Below are 16,776 nucleotides of genomic sequence, written 5' to 3'. Positions count from 1 at the left end.
CAGCATGTCTTGATCTCAGCTCTTCCGGCCCAGCGCGCGGCCGGGGCGGCCCGGCTTGCGTGCGGCGTCAGGGATGGACGCACCCGGCTTTTGCGCCTCTATCAGGACGGCTCGGCCAAAATCCGCATGCCGGCCGTTGCGGCCGATCCGCTCGAAGCCGTGCTCATCAACACCGCCGGCGGTCTGACCGGCGGCGATCGGCTCGGCTGGGAAATCGATGTCGGGCCAGGTGCCTCCGCCTCGATAACCACCCAGGCCTGCGAAAAGATCTATCGTGCCGCTAGCGACCGCGCCGAAGTTCGGGTGAAGCTCAGCGTCGGCGCGGGCGGGCGTATCGCCTGGCTGCCCCAGGAAACCATCGTCTTCGACCGCTCGGCCTTTGCCCGCACGCTCGAGGTCGAGCTTGCCGCAGGCGCCGAGGCATTGCTGCTTGAAGCCACCATATTCGGCCGCCTCGCCATGGGCGAAGAGGCCGCGCACGGCCATTTCCACGACCGTTGGCGTGTCCGCCAGGATGGTGCGCTCGTTCATGCCGAGGATTCCCGCATCGGGCCGGCTATCGCGGCGGCACTTGGCCGCCCGGCGGTCGCCGGCGGCGCCATTGCCGCTGCGACGCTGCTGATGGTCTCGCCGCAGGCCGAAGCCTTGCTCGATCCGGCCCGCGACATCGTCGGCGCCGACGGCGATGCCAGCGCCTGGAGCGTCAAAAAATCTGGCAAGCTTCTTGCGAGGCTGTTTGCCGAGGACGGCTATCAGCTGCGCAAGCGGCTGGTTCCGCTCGTCGAACTGCTCAACGGGCGGGCGGGTCTGCCCAAATTATGGTCACTCTGAGCCAAATACAGGCCAAATCCAGGAAAGCGCATGAACCTGACGCCGCGTGAAAAGGACAAGCTGCTCATCGCCATGGCGGCGATCGTGGCGCGCAAGCGGCTGGAACGCGGCGTCAAGCTCAATCACCCCGAAGCGATCGCGCTGATCACCGATTTCGTCGTCGAGGGCGCCCGCGACGGCCGCCCGGTCGCCGAACTGATGGAGGCCGGCGCCCATGTCATCACCCGCGCGCAGGTGATGGAAGGCATCGCCGAGATGATCCACGACGTGCAGGTCGAGGCGACCTTTCCCGACGGCACCAAGCTGGTGACCGTTCACGAACCGATCAGGTGAGGAGAAAACGATGCTGGAGCTGCGACCGAATTGCGAATGCTGCGACAAGGACCTGCCGCCGGAAGCGGCGGACGCGCTGATCTGCACCTTTGAATGCACCTTCTGCGCTGACTGCGCTGAACATGTGCTGGGCGGCGTCTGCCCGAACTGCGGCGGCAATTTTTCCGCACGCCCGATCCGCCCAGTGGAGAAACTGGTGAAATATCCGGCCTCGACCCAACGCGTGCTCAAGGCCGAGGGCTGCGGCCCGCGCAAGGCTGCGTGATTGTTTTCGTGACTTCGAAGGGAAGACCGATGATCTCTGCTTCAACCAAACGCACCACGCTTGCAGCGATCCTGCTGCTGGCGGCGGCGATGCCCGCCTATGCCCATGTCGGCATCGGCACGACCTCGTCCTTCGCGGCGGGCTTCGCGCATCCGCTGTCCGGCCTCGACCATATGACCGTCATGGTAGCCGTCGGCCTGTGGGCGGCGCTCAAGGGCGGCAAGGCAATCTGGGCCTGGCCGCTGGCCTTTGTCGGCGTCATGCTGGTCGGCGGCGCGCTCGGCATGCTCCACGTGCCGGTGCCTTTCGTCGAACCGGGCATCCTTGCCTCCGTCGTCGCGCTTGGCTTGCTGGTGGCGTTGGCGGTCGATCTGCCGGTCTCGGCCGGAGTCGCCATCATCGGCCTGTTCGCGCTGTTCCATGGCCATGCCCACGGCACCGAAGTGCCGGAAAATGCAGGTGGGCTTGACTATCTGGCCGGCTTTGCCGTTGCCACCGCACTTCTCCATGCCATGGGCATCGCTGCCGGCCTTGGCCTCGGCATGCGCTTTCGCGGGCTTGCCCGCGCCGCTGGCGCCGCTTGTGCTGCAGTCGGCGGCGGCCTGGTCTTCGGCGTTTTGTGAGGCTAACGATGATTCCCGGCGAAATCATCACCGCAAGCGGCGACATCGAGCTCAACAAGGGGCTGCCGACGGTGACGCTGAAGGTCGCCAACAGCGGCGACCGGCCGATCCAGGTCGGCAGCCACTACCATTTCTTCGAGACCAATGAGGGGTTGAAATTCGACCGCGACAAAGCGCGCGGCATGCGTCTGGACATTGCCGCCGGCACCGCGATGCGCTTCGAACCGGGACAAGAGCGGGACGTCACGCTGGTGCCGTTCGGAGGAAAACGCGAGGTCTACGGTTTTCAGCAGAAGATCATGGGCAGGCTGTGAGATCGACGGGGTCGAGCGCCCTGAGGTCAGTTCGACGGCCTGGCCGCCGCGTAGATGACGATTCTTGCCGAGCCGTCGAATTCCACCGCAAGGACGTCTTCCGTAAGCACGCGCCGCGAATCGATGGCGTTGAACAGCAAGGCGTTGGCGTCGATCTCCTTGCGCAGTTCCGCAATGTCGTCCTGATGCTGTTCGACCTTGCTCTCGACGGCCGGCGGCGGGCCGCCTTCGCTGCGCGCCGCGTCGGTGAGGAAGACGATATCTACTGTATCGAGCTTGGACGTCTTGCGCACGGCGCCGATGTTCTCACGCGTCCGCTCGATCGCGGTGATGATCTTGTTGGTCTGTGGTTCCGTCCGCGCCTCCTCCTGCCGGACATCGGAGCCGACGATCCTGTTGACGGTGTCGGCCCGGTTGACGGCGTCAGCGCTTTCAAGACCTTGCGCGGCTTGCGGGCCGAAAGCTGCGAGAAATGCGCAGGCAGCAAGGCTCTGGAGCCATCTGGTGTCGGCAAAGACAGGCATTGCTCGCTCCTGGTGGACTTTTCTGTGCAACGCCGTTCGGCGCCAAAGGGACGAAACGCCTCCTGTCGGGCGAAGGTTCCCTGTGGGCTGGCGGGCCGGGTGCCGGCCCGCCAAGCGCTTCTTTCAGCTTGCCTTCTTGGTGACAAGGGTCAGCGCGCCATCGGTGGTCATGCTGGCGGCGACCACCTGTGCCGAGGTGAGCCCCTTGGCTTCGAGCGCCGACTTGATCTGCGGCGTCGCGTCGATCGAAGAGCGCAGTTTCTGCAGCCCGGCATCGCCACGCTGGGCGATCACCTGATTGACCTGCGTCTGGGTGGCCTTGGGCAATTCGCTGATATCGACGATGTTGACCTTCTGGATCGCCGGCGCCGCCGGCTGAGCGCTGGGCGCCGCCGGCTTCGGTTGCGGCGTGGGCTGCTGCTGGGCGCCGGCTACAGTTGCGGAGGCCAGCGTGGCGGCGGCTGCAAGAACGATGATTTTGCGCATGTATTTTCCTTCATCGATTTGGCCAAGGGTTTGGCAAACGGGCGGTTTGGGGTGGCACGACCACCTCAACGGCCAAATGGGATCAGAAGGTGTCGCCGGGCGGGTCATTGCATGACCATTGGATGGCGACGATGTGGAGTTCGGCTGCGGCCGGCCTCTCGTTTGGGGAGCATTGACTGATGGCTAGAATTACCCGCGCCGCCTACGCGCAGATGTATGGCCCGACGGTCGGCGACAGAGTGCGCCTGGCCGACACCGAGCTGTTTATCGAGGTCGAAAAGGACCTCACCGTCCATGGCGAGGAGGTGAAATTCGGCGGCGGCAAGGTCATCCGCGACGGCATGGGCCAGAGCCAGGTGTCGCGCGCCGGCGGCGCGGTCGACACGGTCATCACCAACGCGCTGGTGGTCGATGCCACGGCCGGCATCTTCAAGGCCGACATCGGTCTCAGGGACGGCCGCATCGCGGCGATCGGCAAGGCCGGCAATCCCGACACGCAGGACGGCGTCACCATCGTCATCGGCCCCGGTACAGAGATCATCGCGGGCGAGGGCAAGATCCTGACCGCCGGCGGCTTCGACGCGCACATCCACTTCATCTGCCCGCAGCAGATCGACGAAGCGCTGATGTCGGGCATCACCACCATGCTCGGCGGCGGCACCGGCCCGGCGCATGGCACGCTGGCCACCACCTGCACGCCTGGACCCTGGCACATGGCGCGCATGATCCAGTCCTTCGACGCTTTCCCGATGAACATCGGCCTGTCCGGCAAGGGCAACGCCTCGCTGCCGGCAGCGCTCGAGGAAATGGTGCTGGGCGGCGCCTGCTCGCTGAAGCTGCACGAGGACTGGGGCACGACGCCGGCGGCCATCGACTGCTGCCTGTCGGTTGCCGACGATTACGACGTGCAGGTGATGATCCACACCGACACGCTGAACGAATCCGGCTTCGTCGAGAACACCGTCGCCGCCATCAAGGGCCGCACCATCCACGCCTTCCACACCGAGGGTGCCGGCGGCGGCCATGCGCCTGACATCATCAAGGTTTGCGGCCTGCCCAACGTCATCCCGTCCTCGACCAACCCGACCCGGCCCTACACCGTCAACACGCTGGCCGAGCATCTCGACATGCTGATGGTCTGCCATCATCTGTCGCCGTCGATCCCCGAAGACATCGCCTTTGCCGAAAGCCGCATCCGCAAGGAAACCATCGCGGCGGAAGACATTCTGCATGACATCGGCGCCTTCTCGATCATCTCGTCGGACTCGCAGGCAATGGGCCGCGTCGGCGAGGTGGCGATCCGCACCTGGCAGACCGCCGACAAGATGAAGCGCCAGCGCGGGTCATTGCCGCAGGAGACCGGCAACAACGACAATTTCCGCGTCCGCCGCTACATCGCCAAATACACCATCAACCCGGCAATCGCGCATGGCCTTTCCAGGGACATCGGTTCGATCGCGGTCGGCAAGCGCGCCGATCTGGTGCTGTGGAACCCAGCCTTCTTCGGCGTCAAGCCCGACATGGTGCTGATCGGCGGCATGATAGCCGCAGCCCCGATGGGCGACCCAAACGCCTCTATCCCGACACCGCAGCCGATGCACTACCGCCCGATGTTCGGCGCCTATGGCAAGGCCAGGACCAACTCGTCGGTGACCTTCGTTTCGAAGGCGGCGCTGGAGTCCGGCCTGCATGGCAGGCTCGGCGTCGACAAGCAGTTCGTCGCGGTCGAAAATACCCGCGGCGGCATCGGCAAGCACTCGATGATCCTCAACGACGCCACGCCGCATATCGAGGTCGATCCCGAAACCTATGAGGTTCGCGCCGATGGCGAACTCTTGACTTGCGAGCCGGCAACCGTGCTGCCGATGGCGCAGCGGTATTTCCTGTTTTGAGGCGAGGGGCGATTTGATCGACCCGGCAAATTCCGTTGCGAGCCGGTCGGTGCCGCCGCAATATGCGGCTCAAAGAAACCGCGTAGCAGGTCATGGCCACCGAAATAGCCTCCGCCCACGATATCTTCCCGCATATCCGCATCGTCATGGGCATGGTGATCGGACTTGGCGTCGCTCGCCTGCTGTCGGGGGTGGCGCGCATCGTCCAGCATCCCGGCCAGTACAGGCTCTATCCCGTGCACCTCGGCTGGGTCGCCTCCATGCTGTTGCTGCTGGTGCACTTCTGGTGGTGGGAGTTCGGCCTCTACACCATAGAGGTCTGGACTTTCGGCAAGTACCTGTTCCTGATCTTCTACGCCATCACGCTGTTCCTGCTGTGCGCGCTGCTGTTTCCGGATTCGATGCTCGACTACACCAGCTACGAGGATTTCTTCTATTCACGCCGTGGCTGGTTCTTCGGCCTGCTGGCGACGACCTATCTGCTCGACGTCGTCGACACGCTGCTGAAGGGTCCCGAGCATTTCGCCCGCTACGGCAATGAATATCTGTTCCGAACGCCGGTTTTCGTGGTGTTGTGCATCGCCGCCATACTGGTGCGTGACCGCCGCTTCCACATCGCCTTCGTCGCCGGCACGCTGATCTATCAGATATCGTTCATCCTGCGGCTCTTCGACACCATCGTCTGAACAGTGGCTATGGTTTAGGGTCGCAGGAAAGAGGGTTCAACCATGTACAAGGCCATCGGATCGCGTGGATCCCGCGTCAGCCGCGTTCTGTGGATGCTCGAGGAACTCGGGCAGCCCTATGAATTCGTCGAGGTCAAATTGCGTTCGCCCGAAGCCTATGCGCTCAACCCGTCGGGCAAGGTGCCGATCCTGATCGATGGCGAACTGACGGTGACTGATTCGGCGGCAATCTGCGTCTATCTCGCCGACAAGCACGCCGACAAAGGCATGGGCGCCAATCCAGGTGTGGCCGGACGCGCCGAAATGGATTCCTGGATGCATTTTGCCCAGTCCGAGTTCGAAGCGCCGCTGTGGAACAAGCTGCGCCACCGCTTCCTGTTGCCGAAGGACGTGCGGGTCGATGTCGGCCCCGCCGCCGCCTACGATTTCGCCTCGGCGGCCAAGGCGCTCGACGGCCGGCTGGGGGATCGGGAGTTTGCGCTGGGCGACCGGTTTTCCGCCGTCGACGTGCTGTTGGGCGACATGGGCGGCTGGGCCCGCGCCGGAAAATTTCCGATCGAATCCGAGCGCGTCAACGCGTATTTCGACCGCGTCCTGGCGCGGCCTGCCCGTGCGAGAGCCCAGGCTAACGGTGGAGCCATGCGATGAAACTCAACCTGAACACCGACTTCACCAAGTTCCCCCGGGCCGTCTCGGTGGTGCCTGCCGGCACTGCCGGAACTACGCCGCCATCCGGCCGTGCCGTCCTGCCCCATGACGAGCGTCATTTGCGCCGCCGCGCCATCGAGCTTGCCGACGGCAGCAAGGTGCTGGTCGACCTGCCCGAACCCGTGACCTTGAACGATGGCGACCGGCTGGTGCTGGAGGATGGCGGCCAGGTCGAGATCACCGCGGCACCCGAAGAGGTCTACGACATCCGCGCCCGCCACGCCGTGCATCTGACCGAACTCGCCTGGCATATCGGCAACCGGCATCTGGCGGCTGCGATTGAGCCCAGCCGCATCCTGATTTTGCGCGACCATGTTATCAAGGCTATGCTGGAAGGGCTGGGCGCCACGGTGCGCGAAGTCTCCGAACCGTTCAAGCCGGTGCGCGGCGCCTATTCCGCCCAAGGTGCGCATGGTCATGATCATGGCCATGCGCATGCGCACGCCGAAGCGCATTCCCATGATGGACGTTCCCACGCACACAGCGAGTCGCATTCGCACAGCCATTCCCATGACGGGCATCATCACGATCATGACTGACCAGCCGTCCGGCATCGCTTTGCTGCGGCTCATGGCGTGGCTGTCGCCGGCCTTTCCGGTCGGCGGCTTTGCCTACAGCCATGGTCTCGAACGCGCCGGGCAAGACGGGCTGGTTGCCGATACCGCCAGCCTCGCCTTCTGGCTGGAGACGCTGGTCGAGATGGGCTCGGGCTGGAACGACGCCGTGCTCTTCGCGGAAAGCTGGCGCCGCGCCCGCGACGGCGGCGACCTCCATGAAGGCGACCTCCATGAAATTGCCGATCTCGCCGAAGCGCTGGCCGGCTCGCGTGAGCGCCACACCGAAACCATGCTGCAAGGCGCCGCCTTCCTGAAAGCGGCAGCGGCGTGGGCGAATCCGGTATTGGGCCGCCTGCCGGCCGAATGCGCCTACTGTGTCGCCGTCGGCGCCGTTGCCGGCGGCAACGGCATCGCGCTTCAGGACGCGATGTCGGCCTTCCTGCAGGCCTTCTTCTCCAACCTCGTCCAGGCGGCGATCCGACTCGGAATCGTCGGCCAGACGGACGCTATGGCCTTGCTCGCCGGCTTCGAGCCGTTGGCGCTGTCGACGGCCGCGCGCGCCGCCGGCTCGACATTGGACGATCTCGGCGGCTGCGCCTTCATCTCCGACATCATGGCGATGAAGCACGAGACGCAGTATTCCAGGCTGTTCCGCTCATGATCGTCCTCGCCTTCGCCCTCTCGGCCGTCCTGCTGCTGATCACCGCGCTGCATGTCTATTGGGGCCTTGGCGGCATCTGGCCGGGCAGGGACGGCGTCTCCTGCGCCCACGCCGTCGTCGGCTTTCGCGGCGTCGACGAGATGCCGACGCCGTTTGCCTGTCTCGCCGTTGCCGCGTGCCTGTGCCTCGCAACCCTGTGGCCGCTGGCGCTGACCGGGGTCTTCGCCACCCCCTTTCCAAGGGAAGGCCTTGCCGCCACAGCGCTGCTCATAGGGCTGGTCTTCCTCGGCCGCGGCATTGCCGGCTTCACGCCGTGGTGGCGCCGTCTTGCGCCGGAACAGCCTTTTGCGCGGCTCGATGTCAGCTTCTATTCGCCGCTCTGCCTGTTGATCGGGCTCAGCTTCGCCATCCTCGCCATCACGGAATTTTCGGCATGACGGATTTTTCGCTATGACTCAGGCCAACGGTCCCCTGCGCATCGGCATCGGCGGTCCCGTCGGCTCCGGCAAGACGACATTGACGGAAAAGCTCTGCAAGGCGCTGCGCGACGATTTCTCCATCGCCGTCGTCACCAACGACATCTACACCAAGGAAGACGCCATGATGCTGGCTCGCCTGCAGGCGCTGCCTGAGGACCGCATCGTCGGCGTGGAGACCGGCGGCTGCCCGCACACCGCCATCCGTGAGGACGCCTCGATCAATTTGCAGGCGATCGCCGGGCTGAACAGGAAATTCCCCGATCTCGACATCGTCTTCATCGAATCCGGCGGCGACAATCTTGCCGCCACCTTCTCGCCGGACCTTGCCGACCTGACCCTCTATGTCATCTCGGTTTGCCAGGGCGAGGAAATCCCCAGGAAGGGCGGGCCGGCGATCACCCGTTCCGATTTCCTGGTCATCAACAAGAGCGATCTGGCGCCCTATGTAAACGTCAACCTCGATGTCATGGAGAGCGACGCCGCCCGAATGCGGGGCAAGCGCCCGTTCGGCTTCACCGATCTATCGCGCGGCAAGGGACTGCAGGAAGTCATCGACTTCATCGTCGAACATGGCGGGCTGCAGTCGGCCCGCTCGGCGGCCTGACCCAGTACTTACCGGTTGCTGGTCGGCATTGGGCGCGGCATTCTCGGGGAAATGGAGGATTTTTTGATGAGCATCGCCCGTTTGCAGAAAGAGCCGCTGACCAACCTGCCCTATTATGAGGAGCGCGTCGACCTTGCCGCCGCCTTCCGCTGGACGGCGCGGCTCAACATGCATGAAGCCGTGGCCAACCACTTCTCGCTGTCGGTCAACGAGGCCGGCAGCAAATTCCTGATGAACCCCAACCAGGTGCATTTCTCGCGCATCAAGGCGAGCGACCTTTTGCTGATCGACGCCAACGATCCCGAGACATTGTCCGGCCCGAATGCGCCCGACCCGACCGCCTGGGGTCTGCACGGCGCCATTCACCGCAACGTGCCGCATGCGCGCTGCGCCATGCATGTGCATTCCATTCATGCCACTGTGCTTGCATCGCTGGCCGACTCGACTCTGCCGCCGATCGACCAGAACTCGGCCATGTTCTTCAACCGCCACGTCGTCGATGCCCACTATGGCGGGCTGGCCTTCGAGGAGGAAGGCGAGCGCTGCTCGCAACTGCTCACCGACCCTAAGGTCAAGGTGATGGTGATGGGCAATCACGGGGTCATGGTCATCGGCGACACCGTTGCCGACGCCTTCAACCGCATGTTCTATTTCGAGCGTGCCGCCGAGACCTACATCAAGGCGCTGTGGACCGGCCGTCCGCTGCGCACGCTCTCCGACGCCATTGCCGAAAAGACCGCCAGCGAAATGGACGACTATCCCGGCCAGGCGGAGCGTCACCTTGCCGAGCTGAAGGCGATCCTCGACGAGGAGGAGCCGGTGTACCGCAGCTGAATGAGTTCACCCTTCTCCCCGTTCACGGGGAGAAGGTCCCGGCAGGGGGATGAGGGGCAGCGCCGACGTTCATAGGCTCACTCAGAGTCCCAACTGAGCCCGCAACTCTTCCGCACTGTTGATCACGACAGCGCCCTTCGGTCCTGCCATCGGCGCTTCCGGCCAGAAGATCGTCCGCATCCCCGCGGCCAGGCCTGATGTGGCGCCGGTAACGCTGTCGTCGACGGCCACCGCGTCTGAAGGATCGACGCCGGCCAGCCACGCGGCGCGCAGGAACGGTTCGGGATGCGGCTTGCCTTCGCGCACGTCGTTTCGGCTGATCGTGCGCATGCCGGGATAGATCAGGCCGACGGCGCTCAGATTTGCATCGACGATCACCCGGTCGGAATTGGACACCACCGCCTGCTGCACGCCGAGCGCGCGCAACTCGTTGAACACTTCGATCGCGCCGGGGCGCGGCTTCAGCGTCTCGGCCATCGGCATGTACTGATCGTATTTGCGCACGATCCAGTCGTCGAAGGGCAGGTCGAGGCCGAACTCGCTGCGCAGCATCTCGTAGACCGGTGCGGCGGCGACGCCCAGCACCCGCTCATGCAGGTCGGCCGGCGGCGTGATACCGACGCTGCGCAGCGCCGCCACCAAGGCCGCCTCGTGCAGCGGCTCGCTGTCGACCAGCGTGCCGTCCATATCCCAGAAAACCGCTTTCGGCGTCATGCGAGGCTCCTTTGCCGATCCCCTTAAAGCGTTTGTATCAGGAGATAAACCGCCGAGCCCGTCCGCTGGCGATTTTCGCTGGGTTGGTTGCCGCGCGGCGGCCGGATCGAAGCAGCAAGCAATTGTCCTCCCGATTGAACAATTGCGCGCCGACACATTCCCTGCAAGACTATGACGCTTCGCCCAAGGGCGCGCAAAGGGGCAGGGCTGGAGGCACATTTTGAATTCGCGGCAAGATGGTGGCAGCAGCAGGCTGGACGAGGCAGCGCGCGCCGGCTGGCTTTATTATGTTGCCGGCAACACCCAGGACCAGATCGCCGCCACGCTCGGCATTTCCCGGCAGACGGCGCAGCGGCTGGTGTCGCTGGCGGTGTCGGAGGGGCTGATCAAGGTTCGCGTCGATCACCCGATCGCCAATTGCCTTGATCTCGCAGCTAGACTGAAGTCACGCTTCGCGCTCGACCTCGTCGAAGTGGTGCCGAGCGATCCAACCTCATCCTCGACCACGATCGGCATTGCCGAGGCGGCTGCGGCCGAGATCGAGCGGCGGCTGCGGTCACCGACGCCCATCGTCTTGGCCATCGGCACCGGCCGCACGCTGAAGGCGGCGATCGAGCAATTGCCGCCGATGGAATGCTCGCAGCACAAGGTTGTGTCCTTGACCGGCAACATCTCGCCCGACGGTTCGGCCGCCTTCTACAACGTCATCTTCACCATGGCCGACCGGGTCAAGGCGCGCTCGTTCCCGATGCCGCTGCCGGTCATCGCCTCGTCGCCGGAAGAGCGCGAGATGCTGCTTGCCCAGCCGATGATCCAACCGACGCTGGCGCTGGCCGCGGAAGCCGACGTGACCTTTGTCGGCATCGGCGATCTCGGCCCGAAGGCGCCGCTCTACGAGGACGGTTTTATCTCGGAAAGCGAGTTGAAGGCGTTGCAAAAGGCTGGCGGCGTCGCCGAGATCGTCGGCTGGGTGTTCGATCGGGAAGGCCGCATGATCGAGGGCATCACCAACGACCGGGTATCGTCGGCAGCCTTGCCGTCACGCGAAAAGTCGCTGGTCATTGCGCTCGCCATGGGCGAGCGCAAATTGCCGGGAATCCTGGCCGCGGTGAACCGCCGGCTGGTCAATGGCCTCATCACCGACGAGCGGACCGCTGCCGCCCTGCTCGACGGTGCCTGATCTGGTGATAAAATCGGCACTGCTATTTGTGCCGTCCGCAAACATCATTTCCATCGAGGAAACCCATGTCGCGCTGCAGATGCGGCGACAATTCCCTGACGTCGACATAGCTGCGGCGGCGGCGTACCAGCAGGGAAAATTCATGCACCAGCAGGGAAAACCAGCTCTGCGCCGGGGTCGAATGGAGCTTTTGCTGTACCGTGGTCATGATCTTCAGCCTCCGCTATGCTTGAACTTGATTGATCGTTGACACCAGATATCGGCCTGATTGGCTCTTCCCGCCAATCAAACGTCGATCACGACCCATAAGGAGGGCTTATGCCCGATCTCAAGGCACCACAGCTCGCCCAGTTGCCGCCGCTGCAGGCCATCAGGGTGTTCGAAGCCGTCGCGCGGCATCTCTCCTTCACCAAGGCCGCGCAGGAACTCGGCATGACGCAGGCCGCCGCCAGCTACCAGATCAAGCTTCTGGAAGAGCGCATCGGTTCGCCGCTGTTCCTGCGCCAGCCGCGCCAGATCGTGCTGACCGAACCCGGCCAGCGCCTGGCGCCCGCCGTCAGCGAGGCGTTCAGCCTGCTCTCAAGCGCCTATTCCGCCGCGCGTGGGGGCGCCGATGGTGTGCTGTGCGTCTCGACGCTGCTGACCTTTGCCTCGAACTGGCTGGCGCAGCACCTCGGCTCCTTCCAGGTCGCGCATCCGTCGCTGGCGGTGCGCGTCGATACCTCGAACAGGGTGATCGATTTTGCCCGCGAGGACATGGACATCGCTATCCGCTCCGGCAGCGGCAAGTGGCCTGGAGTGGAGACCCATCTTTTGTTCAAGGCCGATTTCACCCCGGTGCTGAGCCCGGCACTCGCTGCCACCATAGGTGGCGTCCACGAACCCGCCGACCTGTTCAAGCTGCCCATTCTCGATCCCGGCGACATCTGGTGGCGGGAATGGTTCGCCCTTGCCGGCGTCCCGGCGGACGAACTTGCCAGGCGCACCGGCACCAGCATGGGCGCGCAGGCCTATGAGGCGAACGCTGCCATCGCCGGCCATGGTGTGGCGATCCTGACCACCGCATTGTTCAAGACCGAGCTCGCCGCCGGCCGCCTGATCCAGCCCTTCGACCTGGTCGGCGACGACGGCCACGCCTATTGGCTGGTCTACCCGACGGCGCGTCGCAACGTGCCGAAGATAAAAGCCTTCCGGGACTGGATCCTGGCCGAGATCGCCTGCGCCTGAGGGCGAGCGACTCGCGGATTGATTTCCGAGATGCAAAGCGAGCCATGGATCCGCGACGAATGCTCGCTTTCGCGGACAAACAGCTGCGATCGGGCCACCCGGTTAACCAAGCTTGACAAAAACGCTGTCGATATCACTCGCCCGGCATAGGCTTGTGCTTGTGACGACCCAATTGAGCAGGATCAATCGTCTGCAGATTGAAACAGGGTCGATCAGCCGGCTGATGAAAGTCTATCGCGTCGAAGAAATCGAAAACAACACCGTGCGCACGACGCACGTGATCGAAGCATTTACGCCGTTTCAAGCTGCCGTGAAGGCAATCGGCCGGGAAGTTAGGCTGCGCAAGGACGAACCCAGCTGGATCCAGGTGACGGAAGTGCTGACCAGAGCCAAGCAAACACGCGACGGCAGGGTTTTCGAATATTCCGTGGGAAGCTACCCGTCCCACGGCTGACGGGCTGGGCCCTATCGCTCCCTGGCGCCATGATTGGGTTGAGATGGGTCGGCATCAACCCGCTCTCACATCCCGTGCAAACAGCTTCCCAAATCCATTCAATATCCTCTACGCGCGCAACGTCGCGCACCTGCCCCGTGTGCTGCGCTGCAGCATCGAATCCGGCTTGACATATTTAACGCCAAGTGAGTAATTGCCCATTACCAAGGCAAATGCTCATCTTGGTTCATGGGAGGAATTTGATGAAACTGCGCACGCTCACCCTGGGCTTGTTGTCGGCCAGCGCTTTCGCTTTTGCCGCACACGCCGAATCCATCACCATCGCCACGGTCAACAATGGCGACATGGTCCGCATGCAGAAGCTGACGGACGACTTCACCAAGGCGAACCCCGACGTCACGCTCAACTGGGTCACGCTCGAAGAGAACGTGCTGCGCGAGCGCGTCACCACCGACATCGCCACCAAGGGTGGCCAGTATGACGTCATGACCATCGGCACTTACGAGGTTCCGATCTGGGCCAAGCAGAACTGGCTGTTGCCGCTCGACAAGCTCGGCGACGACTATGACGCCAAGGACATCATCCCGGCCATCGCCGGCGGCCTGTCGGTCGACGGCAAGCTCTATGCCGCGCCCTTCTACGGCGAAAGCTCGTTCGTCATGTACCGCAAGGACCTGATCGAGAAGGCCGGGCTGAAGATGCCCGACGCCCCGACCTGGGACTTCATCAAGCAGGCCGCCGACAAGATGACCGACCGCGCCAATGGCGTGAACGGCGTTTGCCTGCGCGGCAAGGCCGGCTGGGGCGAGAACATGGCCTTCCTCACCGCCATGTCGAACTCCTTCGGCGCCCGCTGGTTCGACGAGAACTGGAAGCCGCAATTCGACCAGCCGGAATGGAAGAACACGCTGCAGTTCTATGTCGACCTGATGAAGGCCGACGGTCCCGAGGGCGCCTCGTCCAACGGCTTCAACGAAAACCTGGCGCTGTTCCAGCAGGGCAAGTGCGGCATGTGGATCGACGCCACTGTCGCCGCCTCCTTCGTCTCCGACCCGAAGAACTCGACCGTCGCGGACAAGGTCGGCTACGCACTGGCCCCCGACAATGGTCTGGGCAAGCGCGGCAACTGGCTGTGGGCCTGGTCGCTGGCCATCCCGGCCGGCACGCAGAAGGGAGACGCCGCACAGAAGTTCGTCTCCTGGGCGACCAGCAAGCACTACGCAGAACTGGTTGCTTCGAAGGAAGGCTGGGCCAACGTTCCTCCGGGCACGCGCTCCTCGCTCTACGCCAATGCCGAGTATCAGAAGGCGGCTCCGTTCGCCAAGATGACGCTGGACTCGATCAATGCCGCCGACCCAACGCATCCGACCGTCAAGCCGGTGCCCTATGTCGGTGTGCAGTTCGTCGCCATTCCTGAGTTCCAGGGCCTCGGCACAACCGTTGGCCAGCTGTTCTCGGCGGCGCTCGCCGGCCAGACCAGCGTAGACGACGCGCTCAAGCAGGCGCAGGACGCCGCCACCGCGACCATGACCGAAGGCGGTTATATCAAGTAAGGCTCCTCCCGGTGCCGAATGCCGGCCGCCTCCTTGGCCGGCAACGGCCGCCCGAATCCCAGTTCGGGCGGCCCCTTTCACACACCTGAAAATTTGGCTGACCTTGAAGGGTGACCGTCATGGCTACTCAGCAGACCCGTTCGCTTGCCCGCTTCATGATGGCGCCGTCCGTCGTGTTGCTGTTCGTCTGGATGATCGTGCCGCTGGTCATCACCTTTTGGTTCTCCTTCCAGCAATACAATCCGCTGAACCCGATCCGCGACGGCTTCGTCTGGTTCTCGAATTACTCGCTGTTCTATTCCAACCCGGCATTCCTGCAGTCGATCCTCAACACGCTGGTCCTGGTGGGCAGCGTGCTGCTGATCACCGTCATCGGAGGCATCATGCTGGCGCTGTTGATCGATCAGCCGATGTGGGGACAGGGGATCGTGCGCATCCTCGTCATCTCTCCGTTCTTCGTCATGCCGCCGGTGGCTGCACTTGTCTGGAAGAACATGATCATGCACCCGCAATACGGCGTCTTTGCCGACATTGCGCGCTTCTTCGGCGCTCAGCCAATCGACTGGTTCGGGCAGCACCCGATGCTGGCCATCATCATCATCGTCGCCTGGCAATGGCTGCCCTTCGCAACGCTGATCCTTTTGACCGCCCTGCAGTCGCTCGACGGCGAGCAGAAGGAAGCCGCCGAGATGGACGGCGCCGGCTTCGTCAGCCGCTTCATCTATCTGACGCTGCCGCACATGTCGCGCGCCATCACCGTCGTCATCCTGATCCAGACCATCTTCCTGCTGTCGGTCTATGCCGAAATCCTGGTCACCACCAATGGCGGACCCGGCTATGCCTCCACCAACCTGCCCTTCCTCGTCTACCAGAAGGCATTGCTGGAGTTCAAAATCGGCCAGGCATCGGCCGGCGGTGTCATCGCCGTCATTCTCGCCAACATCGTCGCCTTCTTCGCCATGCGCGCGGTCGGCAAGAACCTGGACAAGTAAGGGAGGATACGATGGCACGTGCAGTCACCACCCAACACAAGGTCATTGCGACAGGCGCCGCCTGGATCGTCGCGCTGCTGATCTTCTTCCCGATCCTCTACACGATCATCACCTCGTTCAAGTCGGAGCAGGAGGCCATCCAGGGCTTCGCGCTGATCCCGTCGGGGACGTTCGAGAGCTATACCGAGGTCCAGGCGCAGAGCGGCTACTTCAAGTTCTTCTTCAACTCGGTGCTGCTCTCGGTCGGCTCGACCATCCTGGCCCTGATAGTCGCGGTTCCGGCCGCCTGGTCGATGGCCTTCTCGCCGGGCAAGTGGACCAAGGACATCCTGATGTGGATGCTCTCGACCAAGATGATGCCGGCGGTTGCCGTGCTGTTCCCGATCTACCTCATCTTCCGCGATGCCGGACTGCTCGACAGCCGCATCGGCCTGATGATCATGCTGATGCTGATCAACCTGCCCATCGTGATCTGGATGCTCTACACCTACTTCCGCGAAATCCCCGGCGAGATCCTGGAAGCGGCACGCATGGACGGCGCCACCTTGTGGGGCGAGATCGTCTATGTGCTGACCCCCATGGCCGTGCCGGGCATCGCATCGACCATGCTGCTCAACATCATCCTGGCGTGGAACGAAGCGTTCTGGACCATCCGCCTGACCACCACCGAGGCGGCGCCGCTGACGGCCTTCATCAGTTCGTTCTCGAGCCCGCAAGGCCTGTTCTGGGCCAAGCTTTCGGCGGCCTCGACGCTGGCCATCGCCCCCATCCTGATCATGGGCTGGTTCAGCCAGAAGCAGCTGGTGCGCGGCCTGACATTCGGCGCGGTAAAATAACGGACGTTGCCTGAAGCAATCCG

At 63.7% G+C, this 16,776-nt stretch carries 23 protein-coding genes; 19 read left to right on the top strand and 4 right to left on the bottom strand.

Features of this window, described 5'->3' with window-relative positions:
* Positions 1-9: 9 nt before the first annotated feature.
* The 5 genes from NLY43_RS17135 to NLY43_RS17115 are packed head-to-tail and all read left to right on the top strand — an operon-like array spanning position 10 to position 2,366.
* The gene (locus tag NLY43_RS17135) at positions 10-831 is read left to right on the top strand and encodes an urease accessory protein UreD (RefSeq protein ID WP_084561135.1); all 822 of its coding nucleotides are present in this window, start codon (positions 10-12) and stop codon (positions 829-831) included.
* A 30-nt stretch (positions 832-861) separates the two neighbouring features.
* A complete protein-coding gene (locus NLY43_RS17130; protein ID WP_023671228.1) occupies positions 862-1,164 on the top strand; it encodes an urease subunit gamma in 303 nt (100 codons plus the stop codon).
* Between the two features lie 10 nt (positions 1,165-1,174).
* Positions 1,175-1,429, top strand: coding sequence for a DUF1272 domain-containing protein (locus NLY43_RS17125; RefSeq protein ID WP_023671229.1), 255 nt, complete (start codon positions 1,175-1,177; stop codon positions 1,427-1,429).
* A gap of 29 nt (positions 1,430-1,458) precedes the next feature.
* On the top strand, positions 1,459-2,052 hold the full coding sequence (locus NLY43_RS17120) for a HupE/UreJ family protein (RefSeq protein ID WP_023711375.1): 594 nt from the start codon (positions 1,459-1,461) through the stop codon (positions 2,050-2,052).
* An 8-nt stretch (positions 2,053-2,060) separates the two neighbouring features.
* Entirely contained in the window at positions 2,061-2,366 is a 306-nt protein-coding gene (locus tag NLY43_RS17115) for an urease subunit beta (protein WP_023671231.1), read from the top strand.
* 26 nt (positions 2,367-2,392) lie between these two features.
* Here the strand turns inward: NLY43_RS17115 and NLY43_RS17110 are convergent, their stop codons facing one another.
* Complete coding sequence (locus tag NLY43_RS17110) at positions 2,393-2,890, bottom strand: hypothetical protein (protein ID WP_023671232.1); 498 nt, start codon at positions 2,888-2,890, stop codon at positions 2,393-2,395.
* Positions 2,891-3,013: 123 nt separating this feature from the next.
* Positions 3,014-3,376, bottom strand: a complete 363-nt coding sequence (locus NLY43_RS17105; protein WP_023671233.1) for a hypothetical protein — start codon at positions 3,374-3,376, stop codon at positions 3,014-3,016.
* A gap of 179 nt (positions 3,377-3,555) precedes the next feature.
* Here NLY43_RS17105 and ureC point away from each other — a divergent pair, with 179 nt between their 5' ends.
* From ureC to NLY43_RS17065, 8 genes are all read left to right on the top strand, one after another.
* Entirely contained in the window at positions 3,556-5,268 is a 1,713-nt protein-coding gene (gene ureC / locus NLY43_RS17100) for an urease subunit alpha (protein WP_027049153.1), read from the top strand.
* 92 nt (positions 5,269-5,360) lie between these two features.
* The gene (locus NLY43_RS17095) at positions 5,361-5,954 is read left to right on the top strand and encodes a hypothetical protein (RefSeq protein ID WP_023689157.1); all 594 of its coding nucleotides are present in this window, start codon (positions 5,361-5,363) and stop codon (positions 5,952-5,954) included.
* Between the two features lie 42 nt (positions 5,955-5,996).
* A complete protein-coding gene (locus tag NLY43_RS17090; RefSeq protein ID WP_023711373.1) occupies positions 5,997-6,602 on the top strand; it encodes a glutathione S-transferase family protein in 606 nt (201 codons plus the stop codon).
* Positions 6,599-7,201, top strand: coding sequence for an urease accessory protein UreE (gene ureE, locus NLY43_RS17085; protein WP_023689158.1), 603 nt, complete (start codon positions 6,599-6,601; stop codon positions 7,199-7,201). Before NLY43_RS17090 ends, ureE begins: the two co-directional genes overlap by 4 nt.
* A complete protein-coding gene (locus tag NLY43_RS17080; protein ID WP_023689159.1) occupies positions 7,194-7,880 on the top strand; it encodes an urease accessory protein UreF in 687 nt (228 codons plus the stop codon). The genes ureE and NLY43_RS17080 overlap by 8 nt, the downstream gene beginning before the upstream one ends.
* Positions 7,877-8,317: a DUF3995 domain-containing protein gene (locus NLY43_RS17075; RefSeq protein WP_023683597.1), complete on the top strand. Its 441-nt coding sequence runs from the start codon at positions 7,877-7,879 to the stop codon at positions 8,315-8,317. The genes NLY43_RS17080 and NLY43_RS17075 overlap by 4 nt, the downstream gene beginning before the upstream one ends.
* A gap of 13 nt (positions 8,318-8,330) precedes the next feature.
* Positions 8,331-8,963, top strand: coding sequence for an urease accessory protein UreG (ureG, locus tag NLY43_RS17070; RefSeq protein ID WP_023671240.1), 633 nt, complete (start codon positions 8,331-8,333; stop codon positions 8,961-8,963).
* Between the two features lie 66 nt (positions 8,964-9,029).
* Positions 9,030-9,797 (top strand): class II aldolase and adducin N-terminal domain-containing protein, encoded by a 768-nt coding sequence (locus NLY43_RS17065; RefSeq protein WP_023711372.1) that lies wholly within the window; start codon positions 9,030-9,032, stop codon positions 9,795-9,797.
* Positions 9,798-9,878: 81 nt separating this feature from the next.
* On the opposite strand, the gene NLY43_RS17060 is transcribed toward NLY43_RS17065, so the two are convergent.
* Positions 9,879-10,511, bottom strand: a complete 633-nt coding sequence (locus tag NLY43_RS17060) for an HAD family hydrolase (protein ID WP_023711371.1) — start codon at positions 10,509-10,511, stop codon at positions 9,879-9,881.
* Positions 10,512-10,731: 220 nt separating this feature from the next.
* Here NLY43_RS17060 and NLY43_RS17055 point away from each other — a divergent pair, with 220 nt between their 5' ends.
* Positions 10,732-11,691: a sugar-binding transcriptional regulator gene (locus NLY43_RS17055; RefSeq protein ID WP_023711370.1), complete on the top strand. Its 960-nt coding sequence runs from the start codon at positions 10,732-10,734 to the stop codon at positions 11,689-11,691.
* A gap of 22 nt (positions 11,692-11,713) precedes the next feature.
* Here the strand turns inward: NLY43_RS17055 and NLY43_RS17050 are convergent, their stop codons facing one another.
* Complete coding sequence (locus tag NLY43_RS17050; RefSeq protein WP_023711369.1) at positions 11,714-11,899, bottom strand: hypothetical protein; 186 nt, start codon at positions 11,897-11,899, stop codon at positions 11,714-11,716.
* Positions 11,900-12,009: 110 nt separating this feature from the next.
* On the opposite strand from NLY43_RS17050, the gene NLY43_RS17045 reads away from it, so the two are divergent.
* From NLY43_RS17045 to NLY43_RS17025, 5 genes are all read left to right on the top strand, one after another.
* Positions 12,010-12,918 (top strand): LysR substrate-binding domain-containing protein, encoded by a 909-nt coding sequence (locus NLY43_RS17045; protein WP_023671245.1) that lies wholly within the window; start codon positions 12,010-12,012, stop codon positions 12,916-12,918.
* A gap of 172 nt (positions 12,919-13,090) precedes the next feature.
* Positions 13,091-13,372, top strand: coding sequence for a hypothetical protein (locus tag NLY43_RS17040; RefSeq protein ID WP_023723418.1), 282 nt, complete (start codon positions 13,091-13,093; stop codon positions 13,370-13,372).
* A 242-nt stretch (positions 13,373-13,614) separates the two neighbouring features.
* Complete coding sequence (locus NLY43_RS17035) at positions 13,615-14,925, top strand: ABC transporter substrate-binding protein (protein ID WP_023671248.1); 1,311 nt, start codon at positions 13,615-13,617, stop codon at positions 14,923-14,925.
* Positions 14,926-15,044: 119 nt separating this feature from the next.
* Entirely contained in the window at positions 15,045-15,917 is an 873-nt protein-coding gene (locus NLY43_RS17030) for a carbohydrate ABC transporter permease (protein WP_023711367.1), read from the top strand.
* An 11-nt stretch (positions 15,918-15,928) separates the two neighbouring features.
* The gene (locus tag NLY43_RS17025; protein WP_023671250.1) at positions 15,929-16,753 is read left to right on the top strand and encodes a carbohydrate ABC transporter permease; all 825 of its coding nucleotides are present in this window, start codon (positions 15,929-15,931) and stop codon (positions 16,751-16,753) included.
* Positions 16,754-16,776: the final 23 nt, after the last annotated feature.

Origin of the sequence: Mesorhizobium sp. C416B, from assembly GCF_030323165.1 — a bacterium.
GTDB lineage: Bacteria > Pseudomonadota > Alphaproteobacteria > Rhizobiales > Rhizobiaceae > Mesorhizobium.
This window is presented reverse-complemented; position numbering and strand designations above follow the sequence as displayed.